Below are 20,708 nucleotides of genomic sequence, written 5' to 3' on the forward strand. Positions count from 1 at the left end.
AGCTCCTCTAGAGATTTCAGCAAGACGAGTGCCAACGTATTGTAGGGGGAAGGGCCTCGTTATCGCTTTCTAAGTCATCGTAAACATGAGCAACGGCGTTGCGCCTCCAAAAGGCGGCAAAGACGGCCGTGGGACACGGGCATACGATTGTATTCGTGCGATAAGCCTGACGCAGGCGAGTGATCCACAACCGTTTGAGTTAATAATAGTTTCAGCACGCATATTGTTTTCTGCCGGAAGGTAAACAATGAAAGTGTTGCACGTGCGATCATCCTCTCGGGTGATACAACGTCTTCCCTGCATCTACGGCCGTCGCTTTTTGGTAACGGAAGAGAGCAAACAGAATCGGTCGACTGGCACGTTTCAGAAACACCGAGTGGACTCAGGGTTTAGGGTGGTGGCCCAGGTAGCGCTTCATGAGGAGCGCAAAATGCTGCCTGGGGATCCCCGCATCTGCCGCCGCTTTAGTAATTTGGCCTTCATGCAGACTGAGTTTGATATTCAAGTAGCCTTGCATAAAATGGGTCAGAACCTTTCTCTTTGCTTCCGTATACGTTTCATCGGCATACAGGGGCATGGCGGGCGCAGAATCCGAATTTCTCACAGAGAGGAGAAGTTGCTTAATCTCCTCCCCTGTAATTAACTGCTTCGTGGACAGGATAATCGCTCGCTCAATGACATTCCTCAGTTCCCGGACATTGCCGGGCCATGTGTACCTCGTCAGTTCCGCCAAGGCGGCAGAGTCAAGGTAACGATCTGGCTTGCCCATTTCTCTCCCGAGTTTACTGACAAGGTGGGCAGCGATAACCGGGATATCATCGCAGCGATCTCTTAGCGCAGGAAGGTGAATCACAAGGGCGGCGAGACGATAATATAAATCCGCTCGAAATCCTCCGGCTCTTAACTTTTCTTGGAGGTCCTGATTGGTTGCGGCAATAAAGCGCATATCGATCCGCTTGCTCTGTGTTCCACCTACTCGTCGAACTTGATTCTCTTCGAGCACTCTGAGCAGCTTGGTCTGCATCGCGGCAGGCAATTCGCCCACTTCGTCTAAGAAGGCCGTTCCCCCGTGCGCAAGTTCAAATAGCCCAGGTTTATCCGACACTGCGCCGGTAAATGCGCCTCGCACATGACCGAACAATTCGCTTTCGACCATCCCTTCGGGGACAGTCGTACAGTCAATGACCTGGTAAGGCTGATTCTTTTCACGGCTATGCTCATGAATAGCTCTGGAAACCAGCCCTTTGCCTGTGCCTGTTTCGCCGGTAATGAGAACCGTCGTTCGTACTTTTGCAGCCTCGCGAATCTGCCGCAGAAGATCCTGAAACTTCTCACTTCTTCCGACAAGGCTTTCTGTAGAAAGATCGAGGCTGGAAAGTATCTCAGGACTGGAGTGACGGCGCAGGATCTGTGAAATACGGACGGCGTGATGCAGGCGCATCCCGAAGTCAATGACGTTTAGTGGTTTGGTAATGTAATCGTATGCTCCCCGCTTCATTGCCTCCACAGCAGTGTCAATACTGGCCAAGCCGCTAATAATGATGACGGGTAGATCCGGGTCAATTTCTTGAATTCGGCTAACGAGATGCAGGCCGCTCATTCCTGGGAGCACCATATCGACAAGAACTAAGTCAATACATTGTTCATTACATTGTTCATTGATTGCCTTCAACGCTCCCTCCGCCGTAGCGCGGACTTCTAGCCAAATCTCGCCGTCTTGCGGTCGGACGTCGGCCTGTTCAATGGCATGAAGAAGAATCTCCGTATCCGACGAGTTGCCTTCGACAATAAGGATCGTGAAAGTTTTAGGAAGGGAGCGAGCTTGTGACATAGGCATGGGATCACCTCTGGCTGCTATGACAAAGCCGCTCACGGCAAGAGAATAGAAAGCAGCTGACAGGCCGTGGTTAACTCCGCTGTGCTGGATGTGAGGTCATACAGAATCGACCTTCTCAGATCAAGACCTCTTGGCACCTTGGGTGTCCATCTCCAAGGAATACTCGAACCCAGACAACCCGCTTCTCCAAATCCTGATGGAGTTTACGCAGTCAGGGAACGCCTCGCTATGGTCAAAAGGATGTATTTTGCTTCCCCCATATGATTGATGGATGCGTATTTGGTCGAACACCAAGCCCCAGGCAAGGAAGACGGCGGCCAATGGGTCGTAGAACGAGACCGACGGCCATCACCATAAGGCTTTTACAGCAGCTTGGGCGGAAGTATCAGTGGTATTTCCGAAAGTCGAAGAGCAAGTTGCTAGTAGTAATTGGACGATTTAAGCACTGTTCTGCAGTCAAGCGTAAATATCTGCATATTGCTTCTGTCGAAAATTACTGGGGTTTATTAGCAGGCGATCCTGTTAAAGCATTCATAAGTTACGAGGATATTGTTCATCCCCTGAAGCGTTGTGTTGAGATACGATGCCCCCGGAAATTCATCTACGAGAACTGGAAAGTAGGCGCGACCAGGGGTGGTAAGAATCCAAGGCATGACTGGAGGGCTACAAGCCCGATTGGCGGCCATGGCTAATTGCCGTACGTCCGTTATAGCCGTAGCTCATACACACTACGTTGACTGGCACAGAAGGTTGGACAGCCGGATCACGTTGGAATAGGTGTTCACACCCCATGAAACAAGCTACGCTTGCTGAGATAATCTCCAAAAGAAAGGGGGCGTACTTGCGGGGCGAGGATTCAGGCGTGGTCGCAAGCGATGCGCTTCAAGATACTTGCACGGCTCTCTTGTTGCATCACGATTAGGCGTTGTTGCGCCACGTCCAGACGAGCTTGGGCCATGTTGGCATGCTGCCAGAGTCGGTCCAGGGATCTTTCCAGGCTGGCGAGGCTCTTGGCCATTGAGTTGCCGCGATGCTGATACGAGACCTTCTATGAGCTTGATCGTGTTTGGCCGTTGATGACTGTCCGCGATGAGCCGCTTCAAATCTTCCACGCGCGTGCTGAGACGTTCCGTCATTTAACCGACGTATCCGTACCTCTCTCGCTAGAGCATAGGTGTTTAAGGCGAGCGTGAGGGCGGTCACAAACTCTTCACGGTTAAACGGCTTCCGCGGAGCACATCGTCTGCCCTCATGTTGATGGCCTGCGATGCCAGAGCCGAATCGATATGGCCGCTAAAGAGAATGACCGGCACATTGGGACGGACTGCCTTCGCCCCCCGCAACAGGGCAAAGCCGTCCAGCTCTTTCATTTTGAGGTCGGTCACCAGCGTAGCAACCTCCTTCTTTTCAAAATGAGTCAGGGCCATGCGAGGAGAGTCAAATGGTTGGACGCAGACATCCGGCAAATGGAACTGCATCAGCTCGGTCACTGCGGTCAGGAGGGCCGTGTCATCGTCTACGACCATTACAGTTTGGTTGGACATACCGGGGTTCCAGCGAGAGTATTACCCTAGAACCATATATCTACTAGATCAATACCATACAAAACGCTGGTTGTGCCTTCGGCGTAAGTGAACCAAACCCACGCCAGGTCCATTTGCCGCGCCAGCTAATACCGCCAAGCTTGCGTATCGTAACTTAAGCCTGTCTGAAGCCCGCGGGGGTCCGCACAAAAGCTTGGAGCCATCAGACTGTCATGCGGTTGAGAAAGTCACGAGCGTTGGTAGGCGATACGCTTACATACCAACTGGCGACGTTTCATCGCCTTATGCGCAGCCCCATACTTGCCAGTAATGAAGTGTGTCTGCTCTGTTCCACCGAGAAGCAACAAATTGATATTGACCTATATCTTGTGTTGGCTAAATGGACGCCACAATGCCTCAATAATGTGCAAGGAGCTAATTGCATTGAGGGAGGCGGCATTGAAACGTTGAATGTGCGATTATCCACAGGATATTCCACAGAGCATCCGCATAACCGTTTGTCACGCGAGCCTACAAAACTAAGTCAGGTGGCCCTCCCGCCAATGTCGGAGCGGTTTCAGTTTCGTTTAGTCGCTTTGACGATAAAGCCATTCCGTATGACCAATGGTTACATGATGGAACGAGAGAAAATTCAGCACGGTACTCGGCTCAGACCTCTAAGGCAGAGGGATGGCGTAGCGTTGGTACACTGGGGCGAGTGGATACGGTACGGGAAGAGACTAGGAATGGCGTGGGGGGTAGCGTGTACTGGGATGACTACCGGAAGAAGAATAGATACAACCGAGGGCGCCAAGATTAAGAACGGTCCCTTCGCCGACACATCTGCCGGAGGCGAAGATCACTGGGAGTGTAGGGGCAGTCAAAGGCGGTGTCGTGTTTCCATGATGTCAGTGCGTCGTTTTTGCGCGTGCGACACGCTCGCCGATTTCCATAAGGACTTGGAGATTAGTGAGAACGTCTTTCGCTTGCTGGACAATCAGGCCTGTTCCTTCTACGACCTCCGGCATACTTGTGTCTCCCTAATGGCTGAGGCCGGCGCTCCACCGAAATATGTGCATGAGCAACTAGGCCCCTCCTCCATTCAGGTGACGATGGATATCTACTGCACCTGTTTCCGAGCGGGAATCGTGAATGGGTGAAGCGCCTGGATGACGCGCTCTTGGAAGGTAAATCCGAACCCCAGACGCATCTTCCTGAACTCGTCGCGGCGGCGGATGCCTCCCAGGCGAGAATGGTGGAGCTGGCGAGAGGAATCGAACCTCCAACCGGTAGTTTACAAAACTACTGCTCTGCCGATTGAGCTACGCCAGCGCCAGTCGCAGAGTACACGACCGAATTTTCTCTTGCAAGTCTCCACCGTGTGCCTTGACCCCGAATCAAGCATTCGGCTATTCTCGCCGCACTCGGCCAGCCTAACGGGAGGGTGTATGAAATTGCTGCCATGGATGTCTCTGAGTCTTCTTCTGATGACGAGTTGTGGCAGCGCAGAATGGGTGCACCCTAACAAACCCAAGGATGACTTCACCATGGATTACAACAAATGCCAGAATGAGTCCCTCCTGGATCCGAAGAACCAGCAAGGAAATAATTACTTTGTACTGCAAGCTACAGAACGTTGTCTTGGGAAAAAAGGATGGGTCCTGCGGGAAAAAAATGATTAGGTTTCTGTGACCTCCGCCTTCCACTGAATCGCCCCGATCTGTTTCATTTGCTCCAGCGCCTGTTCTGTCTGCCGCGCCGATAAATCCGCCATGATCCCAAGTTCCTTGACCGTGCGGGTTCCGTCGGCCGCCTCGAAGAGACGTTGCACGTGAAGCGTGCATCGCACTGATGTCACATGCTTATCTGCCGATGAGGCTATGAGCATGCGCGATGGGCGGTGCAGGCGCGTTACCTGTTGATCGCTGAACGACGCGAGATCGGGAAGGATGGCCGGCAGATCCCATTCAAACTGCACGACGTTCCCTGAGGGGGATCGACAGGGCAAACCTGTCCCTGATCCTTTTGCTCTGCGCGCTTCGGCTCCAAACATCGTCGCTTGATAGTGAACGAGATCCTGCCAATAGGGAAATCGCTTCTGAATCTCGGCAGCGTCTACTAAGAGAAACGTTTTGATGAGGGATGCCATCTCGTCCGCAGTGTCCGGTGATCCCACGACCGCCCCATCAAGCACGGCACGCACGCCTGGGGTGTCAAATATCAGCAACGGATCCCGCCCGGTCTGAGAGGCTAACCGACGGATATGGCGAAAGAGTCGGACAATCCGCTCTCCGTAATAATGCCGCGTCAAGAAGCGCGCCATATTTCGTAGTGAATCCTTCGATACGCGTCTCAAGGTGTGCCATTCATCCGAACCGAAGGTAGGTGGCTTATCCTCTGTGTCGAATAGTTGGGCACGAATCGGTCCGTGGCTCAAGACCCGAAGAAGCGTGTCATGAAGTGAACGGCCAGTCATGGGGTCAGGCGAAAAGCAATAAGTTCAAAGGCAAAAAGGGCCTTATGCAAATCGTTCCCGAAGTAAGTGCATGCCTTCAAGAAATGTGTCGGCTTGAAGTGACGGGCTGAAGGCGTCGAAGGTGATCGCGCGCAGTTGAGGCGTATGCTCCGCAGCAAGTTCCGCTAGATTAAGTATCTCCTTGTCGGGTACCACGGGTGCAATCCATGGACGGCGAAGATCTGTATTGAATGCCAATCCAGCGACATGCAGCTCAATGACTCGATGGAGGGGGAGTTCCAGAATGAACGATGCGGGGTCCCGGCCGTACGTGTGGGCGGAAATCATTGCGTGGGGGATGTCAAGGAGCAGGAGGCATCCGGACTCCTCACACAGCCGATGGAGAAATGCGGCTTCACTCAATTGCGGGTGGTCCACCTGAAGATACGTCGGAATCGGTTCGATGGCGAGCGGGACACTCAGATGATTCCGAAGGACGCGAGCGTTCTGTACGTAGTCCTGCAGCAGGTCTTCGGTATAGAGGGGAGGGAAGACATAATCCAACGATACGTCCGGTCGGTCTGCATTCTGATCTAGCGTGGGATAAATCCGTTGGAGATGTTCCGCAGCCCAGGGGGACTGATATTGCTCTACGATGGTGCGCGCGCGATCCAGTTCAGCGAAGGTCAAGGGCTCGCTTAGTTGCCCCAGATAGTCATGCGCGAGCAGTGTAAAATTCTGGCGGATCAGGAGCCAGGACCGGTCACTCGGATGCGGCGCATCCGCCAAGGCCAAGTGGTCGATCTCATCTGCGGTGGCGAGAATGACTTCAGCGAGGTGGGGATTATAGAAGGCTCCGAGGCTGAGCCTAGTCATAAGAGAAGGCCCAATCCAGGGGATTGGGCCCAGGTCCTTCCGCGCGTGGTTATTGGTGACAGGTAGGAGCAAGCTCCTCTATGTCGATCATCTCCAGCAGATGGCAGGTCGGTTGCAATTCCTCCAGTTCGATGACTTCCATCATAACGGTTGGACTTTCCATCGGGTACCTCCTTAAGAAAATAGCCACCATTCAGGTACTACCTAAACAAAGTCGTAGCCAGTTTATCAGTGGGCTCCGCAGAAGATGGATGTCGGTCGATTACTTGCAAGGAAGCTCACATTGACACAATTCGCGCGCATTCCTACACTGACGGATGATTCGAGGTGATACCCCCGTCGTATTATCAGCATGATACATACACCATTGCGTCTTGACGTCCTCCTGACCGAATCGGCGCTCGCCGATCGACTCTGGCAATCGCTCGATCAACGGGTGCTGCCCGAGATGTTCTTCTACTGGTTTCCGCTTTCTGTCCGCACCTGGCTGGCACTGTGTACAGATGGGAAATATCGCAATTATGCCCGATCCGATACGCTCCTTCAGGCGCACGCGACGGAACTGGTCGCCCACTTAGTCGGCGATCAGATCGACGTCATCAGTCTGGGCTCAGGGCAGGGAACGAAGGATCTCCATGTTCTGAAGGCGCTTCTTAGCAATGGCCGGCAAGGGATGTATCGGCCGGTTGACTCGGGGCAGATGTTGCTCGAGATGGCCTGCAAGCAAGCTATACAGCATGGGGTGGCCGCGCAAGGGCTGAAAGCCGACATTACCGACCCCGCGCATCTCTCGGCGCTTCAGCCGGGCCCACACACATGTCCTCGGCTTGTCATGATGGTCGGCAACACGTTGGGGGCATTCGATCCTGTCGTGATGCTTCGTCGATTGCGTTCGGTTGTTCGAGAAGACGACATACTGATCATCGATGGGGAGCTTGGCCATGACGATGCCACCCGCGCCGGCTACGAACATCCTTCGAACCGTGCTTTTGCGTTGGCGCCGCTACGGAGCATCGGTCTCACTGAAACCGATGGCCGGCTGATGTTCCACTTATCCAATGACGTTATGCCCGGCATGCACCGGCTCGAGAAGTCTTTTCGTCTTCACGATGACCGTACGCTTCATGTCGGTGGCGAGCAGCTCCACTTCAAAGCCGGAGACTGCATTCACATGAACCATTCAGGAAAATTCGAGCGAAGCAGATTTTTGTCTTTGTTGACGCAGGCAGAATTCGAGGTGATCGAGGAATATCTGAGCGAGGACTGCCGTTTCCTGATGGTAGCCGCGAGGCCTGCTCCATAGAGCCCGTCGTATGGAGGGGATGGCATCGGCAGTCGAGTTTCGCGATGTGACGTTTCAGCATCCCTCCGGCCGAACGGTTCTATCCGGCGTGTCGTTTACCGTGCGCGAAGGAGAATCCTTCGCACTCATCGGGCGAAGCGGATCCGGCAAGACCACCATCTTGAAACTCATCAACCGACTCTTGGACCCGACAGCCGGCGATGTATTGGTGGATGGCAAGTCGACGCGGCAGTGGGATCCCATTCGGCTGCGTCGCCGTATCGGGTACGTGCTTCAAGATATCGGGCTCTTTCCCCATCTCTCGATCGCGGCCAACATCGGTATCGTCCCGGCATTGGAAGGGTGGGAATCCTCTCGCATCGATGCACGCGTAAAAGACGTGCTGCACATGGTCGGCTTGGAGCCGGGCGATTTTATGGATCGCTATCCGCATGAACTATCAGGTGGACAACGCCAGCGGGTGGGCGTGGCCAGAGCGCTCGCGGCCGATCCACCTCTCTTACTCATGGATGAACCGTTCGGTGCGCTCGATCCCATTACCCGGGCGGAACTCCAGCAAGAGCTGAAGAGACTGTTGGGAGAACTCAACAAGACGATGGTGATTGTGACGCACGACATTCCTGAGGCCTGCCTCTTGGGAACCGTGGTGGGGCTTGTGCAAGCCGGACAATTGGTAGAGCGTCTTCCGCCGCCTCAGTTTCTGCAATCATCGCATCCGGAGGTTCGTGCCGTCATTCGCAGCCTCACTATTCAGAATATCATGCATTAAGTACCTGTGAAAAATATGGGTGTATTTGAGTTTATCGATTATCATAAAAGCGAGATTGTTCAGTTAACCGCCGAGCACCTCGTGCTCGTAGGGGTGTCTATCTTTGGTGCGATCGTCGTGGGTGTCCCGCTGGGCATTATGGTCTATGAACAGCCGCGCTTGCGGACAGTTGTCCTCGGCTTCGTGAACATTTTGCAAACAATCCCCAGCCTCGCCTTGTTTGCGATATTGATTCCTCTGCCGTTAATCGGCGGCATCGGAGCGAGGACGGCCTTGATCGCCATGGTCCTCTATTCGCTGCTGCCGATCGTCGCCAATACCTTCGCAGGTCTGACGGGGATAAATCCTGCGGTGCGAGAAGCAGCGGTGGCCATGGGTATGACGGATCGACAACTCTTGTGGAGAGTTGAGTTGCCTCTGGCCGTTGGTGTCGTATTCACCGGTATTCGGATCGCGACCGTGATGAGCGTCGGCTTGGCGACAATTGCGGCCGCGATCGGCGCCGGTGGTCTGGGCATGTTCATCTTTCGCGGCCTGGCGATGCTGGACACGCGTCTCATTGTAGCGGGTGCGTTGCCGGCCGCGGTGATGGCTCTGCTTGCCAATTACGGCTTAAGTCTCGTCGAGCGCCGCATCGGAGGGCGTTACGCCCCGATCAGGCAGCATGTATGACGGCGGGGTGGCGTGGAGTATATGTGCGGCCATTCCTATTTCCCTGCATCTTGATTGCGGGTCTCCTGGGCTGTGACGCTGAGCACACCGTCGTTATCGGCTCAAAAAATTTTACCGAATCAATCATTCTCGGCGAACTCCTGGCGCAACAGATCGAAGCGCGAACCGATCTACGGGTGAAACGGCAATTCAATCTCGGTGGCACGTTTGTCGCGCATCAGGGCCTTGTCTCCGGAAAAATCGACTCCTATGTGGAATATACGGGAACAGCCTTAACGGCTATCCTGCACGCGCCTCCATCGATTGATCGAGACACGGTCTATCGGACCGTTCAAGACGGATACCATCAGCGCTACAAGGTTGAATGGCTGCCGCCCCTTGGATTCACCAATACGTTCGGCATCATGATCAGAACGGATGATGCCACGCGACTTGACATTTATACTCTGTCACAACTCGCCAAGCAGGCGCCCCAGTGGCACGCAGCCTTCGGCTATGAATTCCTGGAACGTTCGGATGGATTCCGCGGGCTCGCGGAGGCCTACGGCTTGCGCTTCGCCGAACGGCCGCGCGTCATGGACCTTGCGCTAACCTACCAGGCATTGGCCGACCACCAGGTCGACGTGATTGCCGGTGATTCCACGAATGGGCTCGTTACTAAACTCAGACTCACGGTCTTGGAGGACGACAAGCAGTACTTTCCTGCTTATCAAGCCGCGCCGGTGGTTTCTGAGAAAGCCTTGATGAAATTTCCTCAACTTCAAGCTGCACTGTCCGAGCTAGGCGGAATGATCAGCGATGAGGATATGCGGCGATTGAATTATGAGGTTGATGGAAAGCGGCGTGATGTGGCGGCCGTTGTGAAAAAGTTCCGACAAGCCAAACACCTCGGATGAAGAGTGTTATCCGGCCTGGCGAAAACCATTGAAGGTTAATGGTGTGTCAGAGCGCTTAGCGACGCCAGGCCTCTAGCCACCTTCATCTGACACGGTTTTCGTCACGATTCTCTGAGAGAACCTATTTTGGGGGCTGAGCGCAATAGGTCTGCTCCCTCAGTGTTGAAAATCCAGCCCCAACGTCTTCTTTAAAGCTCGCGATTTCGCTTCGGCCTGTTTCCCAGACATGAATGCAATCCGCAACAAGGAAGGGGTCTGACTTAGGCGCGCCATCTACCACCACGTTTTTTCGCCCTTCAGTTGTCCCGACGACCACAAAACGATTTCCGAATCGAAGTGCATGGGGAGGTAACTGTTCGGGATATTGTAGGACGAATTCATAGGCACCGGTTCGTTGTCCAGCATCTGTCGGCCCGTAGACCGGGTGTTTCGCGATAGGCAATTGCTCTGCGACAATCAACGTTCCTTTAGACAACGGACTGGCCTGAACGATTCGACCGCCTAACTCGATCTTCATACCAGAACCTGATTTCCCCGCGACATTCGTCGGTGATGCGTCCTTCCAAGCGTCAAAGTCGAAGTTCGGTGACACTTTTTCCATGACTTTTGGAGGGAAGGGCGTGGTTGGAGCGCATCCGACGACAGGCAGGATGGAAACTATGGCAACCCAGACGAGTCTATGCATGTGAACCTCCAGCGATATGGGTCTAATAAAGAAAACTTCATAATTGTGAATATTGCCACACTGTTAAATGTATGTTACATGTGTGTTACATAACGGTTACGCAGCCCGTTACGAGGGAGGGGCTATGAAGACCATAGGACAGTTGCTTGTGCTCGGGGCCTCAGTATTCCTCACCGCGTGTTCCACACCACTGTTTCCACCAAGTGCCATGCGTGACGTTACGACTATGGAGTTCGGCGTGCTGCAGGCTCAGCCCGATGTGTTCCGCGGGCAGGTGGTCCAACTTGGTGGTCGAATCGTTGGTGCTGAAACGACGAAGGACGGCATGCTGATCCGCGTGCAGGAACTTCCGCTTGAGAAGCATCCTGTCTATGGTCCCTCTGAAATGCTGTTCCCGACTTCAGAATTCGCTCTCCTGTATCCGGGAAAGGTTGATCCAGCCGGCATACGGTTCGGTAATAAATTGATTGTCGTTGCCTTGGCAAAAGGCTCCCAGAGCATGAATGTCGATGGAGTGCCTCGCATGGAACCCTATCTGGTCGCTCGGTGCATGCATGTTTGGAAGACCGGCGAGTATGGGTCCTATGGAATTGAGGATTTTCCGCATACCACGGATGGCTACTGGCCCCTTGAGCATGAAACGTATTGTTCGGCCTAAATCTGCCTGCCTTTTTCCCCTGAGAGATACAGATTTGTATTTCTCAGGGGGAGCGCTTTCTCGACTCAGAGCATCAACATCTACATGCGTTAGCGTTAGATAGCCGGGTCGCTGACTTTCGCGAGCAGCTGGCTCGACAAGCAGGCGGGGCCGTACCCTCGCCCACAGGCGCGCGCGTAATCTTGTTCGGCGTTGCGCGTATCTCCCATGAGGGAGCGAGCCACACCGCGGTTGTAATAGATCAATGTGTCCGAAGCCCCGAGTGCAATGGCGCTCGAAAAGTCTTTGGCGGCCAGATCAGGGTGACCGGTCAATAGCTGGATGAGCGCTCGGCTCTCATAGACTTCCTTCATACTGGTGTTCAGGCTGGCGGCATGGTCCAGATCACCCTTGGCCGCGTGATAGTTATGTTGCAGTGCATACACGACGGCACGATTGGCATAGGCGGTGGCATTGTGTTCATCCAATTCCAGTGCGCGACTCAGGTCGGCCAATGCATGATCCAATTGTCGGAGGTGTCGGTACGCCAGCGCTCGATGAACCAGCACGAGGGGAGACTGCGGAGAGAGACGTGTTGCATCATTCAAGACGTGCAATGCTTCTTGAGGCTGACTCTGCTCGAGATAGGCGACGCCGAGGTTGTTTAAAAACATCGGATGGCTTGGGTTGATTCGGACGGCTTCCTTGAAGTCAGACGTCGCTTGAGTCATCTGGCGCTGCTGGCTATAGACAAATCCTCTGGCGTTCCAGGCGTCTGCTCGATCTGGCGCCATTTCAATGGCGCGAGAGAAGGTATGGAGCGATTCCGCAATTTGTCTTTGCTTAAACTCTTGCTGCCCCTTGGCTAGTAACTCCGATGTTGGATCAGCCGCCGGTCTCGTGACAGCCAAACTGGTACATCCCGAAGATAGGATGATCAGGCTCAGCAGGCCGATGTGCTTCGCAAGTGTTGTCACGATGTGTGTCATTATTGCCTCCGTGAGAATGGCGGCTGCTCTAGTCGATACGTGAACAATACTATCGGCGTGGAGTTACCAGTAGAGAGACGGTGTGTTACAGATGTGTAAAATCTAGGGGGTGTTGGAATTCGGCGATGTTCGGTTGGGGGGCTTTTGCGGTGATCGAGGCTTTATCTCTTTCCGAAGACGGTCTAACTCCTGCCGTAGTGTTTCAATTTCTGTGCGTTGCTGCTTGAGAAGATCTCTGAGATCCAGATTGGCATTCGTCAGTTCCCGGATTTGCAAACGTAACTCATTGGATTCGCGATCTCGTCCTTCATCCGTTTTGGGTGGACCTGGAACAGTTTGGACAGAACTCGGTGGCACAGCGGGTTTCGGTGCCTGGGTGATTGCGGAAGGTGATCGGCGTGAAGCGAGTACTTCCTTCGGTTTGAGCGAGATATGCACTTTTTCGAAAGCACTCCAGTCGGGTTCTTGTTCCTTTGGCACCGTGGCAGCTCGGGCCGGAGCGGCTACCCACAGCTTCATCCCTTTCGTATCACGAGGGTCGCGCTCTTCTCCCCCGCCTGGATCGGCTGGAGTAAACGCATAATGATCGGTCAAAACCATGTGGAGGTATTGATCCCTAAAGAACAGCGCTCCGGCTGTCTTTTCTTTTTCAGATGGATAGGGAGGCCGATTACCTGGAATCGAAAAGAAGACTCGCTCTTTTGGGGCCGCTTGTTGGAAGGCCTGAGCAATCGGTGCAGCGATGATGTCCAGTTCGGCCGTGGTGAACACCGGGAAGGGCCTTGGCTCTTGAAACAAACCCACGATGATACCGCTCCATCCCGAGACTTCTACCGATCCGAGCAAGGCGCGCATGTCGTCCGACGAGATGTCCTGGGGATGAACGTTGGTTACAGGGGGAGAGGCACGTTCGGTCGACAGATCGGTCTGAAGGCCCACTTGAATTTCGCCATGTTGATACACAACACGTTGGCGCAGAGGTCCAACGCAGGCACCAAGCTGCATCACCAGGAGACTGCACGCGAGCGTTTTCGTGAGAAACGAGAACGTATGAAGCCTGTTGCTCCAATAACGCGGGGAAGGGTCTTGTAAGAGAGCGTATGTTTTACGCATCTTTATTTGCATCGAAACTCAATTCCCCACATCCTATCCTCGTAATTCTTCGATATTTGGCCGCTCCACGCTCTATCGATATCCTTGTCAAGCCTTGGGATTTGCCCCTGGGTAATGACTCGATAACCATTCGGACATTTCTCCTCCATGATGCGAAGGGCTTCTCGTCTTCCATTCGAATGCAAAATGTCTGTCTCATCGGCAATACGATAGGCCACCATGCCCCCGGATGGCGTTTCATTGACTAGGCGTGTTCCGAACTCACATCCTAGAACGCACCAGCAGAGGGCAATCACCGTCACGAATGCAGTGGATGGGCATCGAAGGAAAGGCACCAAAAGGGTAGACCGATCATACGGCTCGTCCATGGATCGCTGAATGCATGTCCGGTCCACCCCCTTGCCGATTCTCAAGGCGCTATTGGTACCGTACCTGCCATTGGACCAACAGGGCATTCTGAGCAAATGCATCGGTATTGGGTACTGATGATCCCGGACCAGTTCCCTGGTGATGCCGGAATTCATAGTTGATCTGAACTTTCGATTGAATCTTGGGAGGCAGATTCTCAAAGTAATAGGTTAATCCGAGGATCCAACGATCATACATGTCATTTGAGGTTGTCGTGCTGGGATCAAACTGCTCATACCAGACCACCGGTTCCCAATTACGCAATGGACCGCTCGAGATCAGGTATTTGGCATAGACATACCACGCCCGGCGTTGCTGTCCAGGGGCGCCCGAACCGCCGCATTGAGCGGTGTTCAAACAAGCGCCTTGCGCGGGAAGGCCGACCGTGGTGGCGTTGGATCCGTCATGCCCTTGCCAGATTTCTCCTTGAACCATCAGCCCGGGGATTATTCGTGACGTATACCTAAAATCGACGCCAAAGCGATCGAATTCCCCTTTCCCTCGGCCGTTGATCGCCGTGTTCGTATTATTGCTTTCCCCGTACAGGGCTGTAAAGCTGACAAACGAAATATCGGTGAGCATGAACCGCGCGCGTGAGTACCCCACTTTCGGACCGTTTGCACCAAAGGCATTGGCTTGAAAATTGTTCCCGTTCATGATGCCGGTGACATACTCAAGGCGGTTGAATAGGGTCCCGCGCATGTCCACGAAGAAATCGCGTTCCTGGAGAAATTCGATGGTTCCGGCAGTACCCGTCCGATTGCCGTTCCCCGATCCTACGCTGGTAAAATACGGGGAGCTGATGACGTCGCGCAGACCGCCTGACGTTTCCGTATAAATACCCCACGGCATACGGAAGATACCCATTCGGATAAAATTCAGCTGGGGCGCGGCCGACAAAAAAGGCCTGAAATCGATGTATGACTCCCGGAAAAATGTCGAGGCCCCGGGACCACCGGCCGGGTTTTGCGTGCGGTTCGTACAATCCGTTCCGGCGACACAGCCCGGCGTCGTGTTCGTAAGATTGATGCTCTGAAACTCGTAGAGGACGTGCCACCGCGGTATATATTCATTGATCTTCCCATAGGCCAGCATCTCTGATCGGCGAATCGAAAAATTGTCTTGGCTCTTTCCTTCGGCGACTTTGGCATCCTGATGAGAGTACAGAAACTGCAAGGCGTTCAAACCGAAATTCACCTTGTTGCTCAATATCGGGAGCTTCTCGACCTTCGTTTTCCATTCTTCCAAAATGCTGAGCCGTTTATCAAAATTCTCCATCGGGTCATTCATAGGAACGGCCGCCGTTGCTGGTGGTGGTGCGGGTGGACCTTGGATTTGTTCGGTTTGCTGTGCCTCGGCCAATGACACGGCGATGGTAACAAAGAGCAGCGCACTGAGGCCGGGGCGTGCGAACCTGGCGAACATGTGTTTCATCTCCTCCTCCTGACAGTCATAAGAAAGTAGTACCCAGCAAAGTCCGTGTGTGTTCTACAGGGATGGCATGACGCCTGCGTCATCGACGTATTACAGGAAAGTTAATTGTGGAGAACGCAGATTGACTTATGGTTGCTTCAGTCGGTATCCGATGCCCCAGACCGTTTCGATGAGACTTGGCCTTTCAGGTAACAGGCACAGTTTCCGCCGAACTTTCGACATGTGTGCATCGATCGTTCGATCTTCAACGATGATGCCGCTGCCCCATACCGCCTGGAGAAGCTCGTCCCGCCGGAAGACTCTCCCGGGTTCCGAGGCTAACTGCCACAGCAGTGCGAATTCCGTGGGCGACAACTTCACGGGTTGCGAACTCACCGTCACTTCGTGTCGTGGTTTGTCAATGGAGAGTAGACCGATGACTATTCGTGCTTTTTCTTTCAACGTCGTGGCCTCATCTGAGACAACGATACCTTGACAATTTCTTCATATGTGTGACGACGAAGATATGTCGAAGATGTTATCGAATAGTGACTGGCGAGTTAACTTATCGTTACATGCATGTACGTATCGGAGTCGGTGGGTTGGACCGTAGAGGCGGCGGGTATGCAACGGCCTTGCAGATCAGCACCGCACTTTAGACTGGTTTCTTCAAGCGACAAGCACTCAGCTTCAATCGTAAGACGGCGCTCGATAACGGTGCGGCAACCAGAATGGGTTTAGAGTTCAAACAGAGGCTTGATGCCTCTGCTTGAGGCTGGCTTTCTACTGCCATTGGGGAAGGCAATACGTCTGCTGTTCCAGGGGACTATATCCGGCCGGTAGATGGGGGAAGTCGGCCACTGCGAAAGATCCGGTCTTCCACACATGAAGGCAGCGCGCAAGGAGGAACGGAACCGGGCGACGAACCGTGTCAGCTTGAACCAGTTCCACACCTTGGACTTCACCGATGAGGACGAATTCGTTTCCTCGCTGGAGGCCGGCGGGATCGATCTCGCCGGGAAAGAGGAAGACAAACAGACCGATCGGGGGAGCTTTTTCGCTAGGCGGGGAGGAACCATCCTTGAGGGGCAGCTCATGTGCTGTGATGAGGAAGCCCTTTGAGGAATGAGCTACCGAAATAATTCGGCCTCCCACTTGTGCCACATGTCCCTTGAAGTACGTGTCGACTTCCGAACTAAAAAGGCTGATCTGCATGGCGGGATCGACATCTCGAACTGCCTTGGGAGGAAAGAATGGTTGCGAACAGCCGGAAAGAAAGAAGAGCAAATAAATCCACGTCATTGCATACCGACAGGCCAGCCCTCTCAATTGTGGTATCAGTGCCTCATTTATCTCCGCGTCACAACTATACGATATGAGGGAGCATTCAACGTACGTTAAAGCGCGCATGCTCAACTGCATTAGAGCAGAGTTAATGTGAGAAGTCATCTTCCCTTAAGCTTGCGTCACCTTTCGGTGCTTCGATCACCGTGCTACAATCCGCTTCTTGGTGGAGGCAGGGTATGGATTGCATTCTGTTTCGGCATGGGATCGCCGTCGAACCACAAGACTGGGATGGGCCCGAAGCGCGACGGCCGTTGACGCCTAAGGGTGCGGAAAAAGTACGGGAAGCGGCAGAGGGATTGATACGTTTGGATATTCAACCCACCCACATCGCCTCGAGTCCGTTCCTGCGCACGGGGCAAACAGCCGAGATACTTGGGGAGGTGCTCCGATTTACCCCGGAGATTGCTCGATGGAACGAACTGCTGTCGGATGCACCGCCGCACCTCCTGTTCGAGCGGCTGGCCAAATTGCCGAAAGACGCCTGCGTGCTCTGCGTGGGGCACGAGCCGCATCTGAGTGCGGCGGCTGGGCTCATGATTGCCGGCAGTCCTGTGTCCGGACTCCTGTTCAAGAAAGGCGGGGCGTGCTCAGTCCGCTTTGAGCGTACGGTGAAACCAGGCGAAGGCCTGCTACGCTGGTGGCTGATGCCCATGCAGCTTAGAGCTTTGGGGCAGAGCTAGCGGATTCAATCGGCAACGAATGGCGTTCAGCGGTGTCTTGCGTCGGTTCTGACGGTCGCCTTCCGTTGGCGAGAATGGGTTGGATCTTTGAACGAAGACTATCTTGAATCTCTTCCGGCGGTTTGCGGGCATCCACGACCTCGAAGCGAAATTCCTCCGCCATTTTATCGAACTCTTCGATCAGCGAACTCTGATATTTTTTAAAGCTGTCGAATAAATCGCCGCCCAGCCGCAGGTCCATGCCGGATTCCCAGTAGTTCATCCCTTTGGTCTCAATGACGCGCAAGGCCAAGGTGTCGACATCGATTCGCAAATAGAGAACCAGGTCAGGGACCACCGCAAATCCAAAGACATTCCGGATCCAGGTACGATCGCCGCTCCGGACGGCATCGCGTGCCAATGCCGTATAAATATACCGATCTGCCAGGACGATGAACCCCGAGCGCAGGGCGGGAATGATCTGATGTTCGAGGCGGTCAGCGAAGTCGGTGGCGTAGAGCAAGCTGAACGACCAGCGATCGAGAATATTGCCCTGTTTCGCCATTTCGATCGTCTTGGACATCAAATTGGAACGCGTCCAGCCGGTGGTGATCACGCCATATCCCTGCACCTCCAACCATTCTTGCAAGAGATCGATGTGGGTCGATCGGCCGACACCGTCGGTGCCTTCAATGGCAATGAGCTTCCCCTTCAAGTCACTCAGATTGACGTACGGCAAACCGTCGCCAAAATACTGATGCCCGTTTCCCATGCGTGCCCCGTTTCGGCTTATAGTTCACCAGCGCCTGTGAGACGAGCTGGCGCATTTGGTTCTGTTGCGCTTCGATGTCCTTGGTTGCATCCATCGTAATCAGTCCATATTCATCGACGATCTTGTCATACTCCGACAGAATACGGGACTGAAATAACCGGAAGCTTTCCGATACATCCTGGCTCAGGCCCATATCCATCCCGGCTTCGTAGTATTTCAGCTGCGCCCGCGTGCCGCCGAGCAGACGGTCGATGGCCACCTCCATCGGGACCTTAAAATAGAACGCCATGTCCGGCCGGATTGCGAAGTTATACAGCTTGCGCACCCACTCGCGCGAGACCCCGCGCACCGCATCCCGTGCAAATGCGGTGTAGGCATAGCGGTCGGCCAGGACGATCATGCCGGCCTTCAGCGGTGGCAAAATTTCGTGGTAGAGCCGACTTGCGAAGTCCGTCGCGTGCAGGAGACTGAACGTCGTTGGAGTCAACGTCTTGCTTTTCTTCCCGCGTCGTGTGGTTTCCCGCACCAGTGCGGATGAATTCCATTCGGTAAAGAAGACATTGAATTCTTTTGACTCGAGCCATTTCTGAAGCAATAGGAGTTGAGTGCTTTTGCCGGACCCGTCGATGCCTTCCACGATGATCAGCTTGCCGGGGAAGGAATGCGGCTGCGCAAAGGTGAGGGGCGGAGGTGTCATGAAGATTCTGCTCCAGTTCGTATGACCTCAAATTGTAGCGATCGTTTGAACACTTTTTCAAACAGGTCTGCGCGGTTTTTGGCAGCCCACAACTCCAGCTCGGCGTCTCCCGAGGTGTACACACGAATCGTAACCGGTCTTCCAAGTTTGACATCGATATCCTGCACCACCGAAAAGTGGCTACGATCGAGGCCATCGGCGATGCGGAGTAGGGCGCTCAGCACCTCCACCGTCCGACGCTGGGATGGAAGAAACGTTTTGAATGCCGCATGCTCCATATGGGGCACGGCCCGGCGATGATAGCGGGCGATATTCGCAATAATCTCAATTTCTTCCGCGGTGAAGCCCGATAGATCGCTGTGTTTAATCAGGTAATAGGCATGCTTGTGGTGCTGACGGACATTAATCATATAGCCGACGTCATGCAAGATCGCCGCGTATTCCAGCCATTCGCGCTCCCGGGCATCCAAGCCATGTAACGGTTTGGTGAGATCGAAGAGACGAGTCGCGAGTGTGGCGATATGCTGAACGTGCGATTCCGGTGAATGGCAGCGGCGTGCCATAAAGATGACGTTCCGTCGGCGGACATTAGGAATTTCCTGCTCGGCACGAATGCCTTCCCGGTGGTGTTCGATAAAGTCATAGATCAAACCTTCGCGAATCGCTTTGTCACTGATGGTCAACTCGTGCCGGCCGGTCTGCTCCATTAGAGTTCGAAGGACCATCGCCGTCGGGAGCAAGGTATCTGCCCGTTTGGGATGTAATCCGGGAATGGCGAGTCGCTCTTTAAAGGCGGCATGCGCCAGCTGTTTTTCGACGCTCTGAATCTCCTTCAACGTCACGGCTGCTAAATTGAGCTGGGGTACCGGACGTCCGGTGCGCTGGAGATAAATGATCTCGGTGAGGTTGCCCGCCATGCCGGATGTGGCGACCAAGCGATCCAACCGCTTCACTCCATCTAAGCGATTACCCCGGTCCGACCCCTTTCCTTTTACGCGTTGCAGGGCAGATGTAAGGTCACGATCGATCGCCATCTGCATTTCCTTGAGCATCGCTTTCGTGGGCGGATCCTGCCTGAGATACAGATCTTTCAGTCGGATCGCCCCGAGTTTCAGGCTTTGACCATGAGCCATGGTCTTTCGATTGCCCACAATCAGCTCAACGGAACCACCTCCGATATCCACCACCATAGTCGGCCGGTCGGAGAGGTCCATACTGTGCCGGACTCCCAAATAGATCAGCCGCGCTTCTTCTTTGCCGGTGACCACGCGAACGGTCAGATCGCTGTGCCGCATCACGGCCTCAAGAAACTCGCCGCCGTTTTTGGCCTCCCGGACGGCACTGGTCGCGACGGCCTCAATGCGTTCGTATCCTTTGTTGCGTGCCAGGGTCGTGAGCGAACGAATGACGTCAAGGCCACGGACCATCGCGGCTTCCGACAAACGACCGGTCTTGAAGACTCCGTCACCCAGCCGCGTCATATCTTTGAACCGATCAAGAATCTTGTAGGAAAAATCAGGCTCGACCTCAGCAAGCACCATATGAATGGAGTTCGTGCCGATATCGATGATGGCCAGCTTTGTCATCAGTAGTGAGATTCCTTCACGTGACTCGTCTTATCGAGTCCACTGTGGCTATTGTACAGGGTTCTGTCGAA

Annotated in this window: 20 protein-coding genes and 1 tRNA gene; 7 read left to right on the forward strand and 14 right to left on the reverse strand. The window is 54.0% G+C overall.

Features of this window, described 5'->3' with window-relative positions:
- Window positions 1-382: 382 nt before the first annotated feature.
- The 3 genes from ACWHYZ_RS07960 to ACWHYZ_RS07970 all read right to left on the reverse strand — a co-directional run bounded on the left by ACWHYZ_RS07960 (window position 383) and on the right by ACWHYZ_RS07970 (window position 4,692).
- Window positions 383-1,837: a sigma-54-dependent transcriptional regulator gene (locus ACWHYZ_RS07960; RefSeq protein WP_447986746.1), complete on the reverse strand. Its 1,455-nt coding sequence runs from the start codon at window positions 1,835-1,837 to the stop codon at window positions 383-385.
- Between the two features lie 1,199 nt (window positions 1,838-3,036).
- A complete protein-coding gene (locus tag ACWHYZ_RS07965) occupies window positions 3,037-3,381 on the reverse strand; it encodes a response regulator (RefSeq protein ID WP_447986747.1) in 345 nt (114 codons plus the stop codon).
- Between the two features lie 1,235 nt (window positions 3,382-4,616).
- Window positions 4,617-4,692, reverse strand: a tRNA-Thr gene (locus ACWHYZ_RS07970).
- A 116-nt stretch (window positions 4,693-4,808) separates the two neighbouring features.
- Between ACWHYZ_RS07970 and ACWHYZ_RS07975 the strand changes: the two genes are divergently transcribed.
- A complete protein-coding gene (locus tag ACWHYZ_RS07975; protein ID WP_447986748.1) occupies window positions 4,809-5,042 on the forward strand; it encodes a hypothetical protein in 234 nt (77 codons plus the stop codon).
- Here ACWHYZ_RS07975 and ACWHYZ_RS07980 read toward each other — a convergent pair.
- Complete coding sequence (locus ACWHYZ_RS07980; RefSeq protein ID WP_447986749.1) at window positions 5,039-5,683, reverse strand: hypothetical protein; 645 nt, start codon at window positions 5,681-5,683, stop codon at window positions 5,039-5,041. The genes ACWHYZ_RS07975 and ACWHYZ_RS07980 overlap by 4 nt on opposite strands.
- 195 nt (window positions 5,684-5,878) lie before the next feature.
- Window positions 5,879-6,691, reverse strand: a complete 813-nt coding sequence (locus tag ACWHYZ_RS07985) for a multinuclear nonheme iron-dependent oxidase (RefSeq protein ID WP_447986750.1) — start codon at window positions 6,689-6,691, stop codon at window positions 5,879-5,881.
- A 352-nt stretch (window positions 6,692-7,043) separates the two neighbouring features.
- Between ACWHYZ_RS07985 and ACWHYZ_RS07990 the strand changes: the two genes are divergently transcribed.
- From ACWHYZ_RS07990 to ACWHYZ_RS08005, 4 genes are read left to right on the forward strand one after another with little or no spacing between them, the layout of a single operon-like run.
- Window positions 7,044-7,994, forward strand: a complete 951-nt coding sequence (locus ACWHYZ_RS07990) for an L-histidine N(alpha)-methyltransferase (protein WP_447986751.1) — start codon at window positions 7,044-7,046, stop codon at window positions 7,992-7,994.
- Window positions 7,995-8,013: 19 nt separating this feature from the next.
- A complete protein-coding gene (locus tag ACWHYZ_RS07995) occupies window positions 8,014-8,763 on the forward strand; it encodes an ATP-binding cassette domain-containing protein (protein ID WP_447986752.1) in 750 nt (249 codons plus the stop codon).
- 15 nt (window positions 8,764-8,778) lie between these two features.
- Window positions 8,779-9,435, forward strand: a complete 657-nt coding sequence (locus tag ACWHYZ_RS08000) for an ABC transporter permease (protein ID WP_447986753.1) — start codon at window positions 8,779-8,781, stop codon at window positions 9,433-9,435.
- 23 nt (window positions 9,436-9,458) lie between these two features.
- Entirely contained in the window at window positions 9,459-10,331 is an 873-nt protein-coding gene (locus ACWHYZ_RS08005; protein ID WP_447986754.1) for a glycine betaine ABC transporter substrate-binding protein, read from the forward strand.
- Between the two features lie 121 nt (window positions 10,332-10,452).
- Here ACWHYZ_RS08005 and ACWHYZ_RS08010 read toward each other — a convergent pair whose 3' ends face one another.
- Window positions 10,453-11,016 (reverse strand): Slp family lipoprotein, encoded by a 564-nt coding sequence (locus ACWHYZ_RS08010; RefSeq protein ID WP_447986755.1) that lies wholly within the window; start codon window positions 11,014-11,016, stop codon window positions 10,453-10,455.
- Between the two features lie 124 nt (window positions 11,017-11,140).
- Here ACWHYZ_RS08010 and ACWHYZ_RS08015 point away from each other — a divergent pair, with 124 nt between their 5' ends.
- Window positions 11,141-11,674 carry a Slp family lipoprotein gene (locus tag ACWHYZ_RS08015; protein WP_447986756.1) on the forward strand — a complete coding sequence of 178 codons (534 nt, stop codon included), beginning with the start codon at window positions 11,141-11,143 and terminating at the stop codon, window positions 11,672-11,674.
- 95 nt (window positions 11,675-11,769) lie between these two features.
- On the opposite strand, the gene ACWHYZ_RS08020 is transcribed toward ACWHYZ_RS08015, so the two are convergent.
- The 5 genes from ACWHYZ_RS08020 to ACWHYZ_RS08040 form a co-directional block, all read right to left on the reverse strand.
- Window positions 11,770-12,642 (reverse strand): tetratricopeptide repeat protein, encoded by an 873-nt coding sequence (locus tag ACWHYZ_RS08020; RefSeq protein WP_447986757.1) that lies wholly within the window; start codon window positions 12,640-12,642, stop codon window positions 11,770-11,772.
- Between the two features lie 102 nt (window positions 12,643-12,744).
- Complete coding sequence (locus ACWHYZ_RS08025; RefSeq protein WP_447986758.1) at window positions 12,745-13,767, reverse strand: hypothetical protein; 1,023 nt, start codon at window positions 13,765-13,767, stop codon at window positions 12,745-12,747.
- A 405-nt stretch (window positions 13,768-14,172) separates the two neighbouring features.
- Window positions 14,173-15,597: a hypothetical protein gene (locus ACWHYZ_RS08030; protein ID WP_447986759.1), complete on the reverse strand. Its 1,425-nt coding sequence runs from the start codon at window positions 15,595-15,597 to the stop codon at window positions 14,173-14,175.
- Between the two features lie 126 nt (window positions 15,598-15,723).
- Window positions 15,724-16,038 carry a winged helix-turn-helix domain-containing protein gene (locus ACWHYZ_RS08035; RefSeq protein ID WP_447986760.1) on the reverse strand — a complete coding sequence of 105 codons (315 nt, stop codon included), beginning with the start codon at window positions 16,036-16,038 and terminating at the stop codon, window positions 15,724-15,726.
- A gap of 321 nt (window positions 16,039-16,359) precedes the next feature.
- Window positions 16,360-16,878 (reverse strand): Slp family lipoprotein, encoded by a 519-nt coding sequence (locus ACWHYZ_RS08040; protein ID WP_447986761.1) that lies wholly within the window; start codon window positions 16,876-16,878, stop codon window positions 16,360-16,362.
- 221 nt (window positions 16,879-17,099) lie between these two features.
- On the opposite strand from ACWHYZ_RS08040, the gene ACWHYZ_RS08045 reads away from it, so the two are divergent.
- Window positions 17,100-17,603 (forward strand): SixA phosphatase family protein, encoded by a 504-nt coding sequence (locus ACWHYZ_RS08045; protein ID WP_447986762.1) that lies wholly within the window; start codon window positions 17,100-17,102, stop codon window positions 17,601-17,603.
- On the opposite strand, the gene ACWHYZ_RS08050 is transcribed toward ACWHYZ_RS08045, so the two are convergent.
- From ACWHYZ_RS08050 to ACWHYZ_RS08060, 3 genes are read right to left on the reverse strand one after another with little or no spacing between them, the layout of a single operon-like run.
- Window positions 17,581-18,354 carry a dTMP kinase gene (locus ACWHYZ_RS08050; RefSeq protein ID WP_447986763.1) on the reverse strand — a complete coding sequence of 258 codons (774 nt, stop codon included), beginning with the start codon at window positions 18,352-18,354 and terminating at the stop codon, window positions 17,581-17,583. The genes ACWHYZ_RS08045 and ACWHYZ_RS08050 overlap by 23 nt on opposite strands.
- Window positions 18,299-19,051, reverse strand: coding sequence for a dTMP kinase (tmk, locus tag ACWHYZ_RS08055; protein ID WP_447986764.1), 753 nt, complete (start codon window positions 19,049-19,051; stop codon window positions 18,299-18,301). Before tmk ends, ACWHYZ_RS08050 begins: the two co-directional genes overlap by 56 nt.
- Window positions 19,048-20,637: a Ppx/GppA phosphatase family protein gene (locus ACWHYZ_RS08060; protein WP_447986765.1), complete on the reverse strand. Its 1,590-nt coding sequence runs from the start codon at window positions 20,635-20,637 to the stop codon at window positions 19,048-19,050. Before ACWHYZ_RS08060 ends, tmk begins: the two co-directional genes overlap by 4 nt.
- Window positions 20,638-20,708 lie beyond the last annotated feature (71 nt).

This window comes from Nitrospira sp. Nam74 (genome assembly GCF_965152615.1).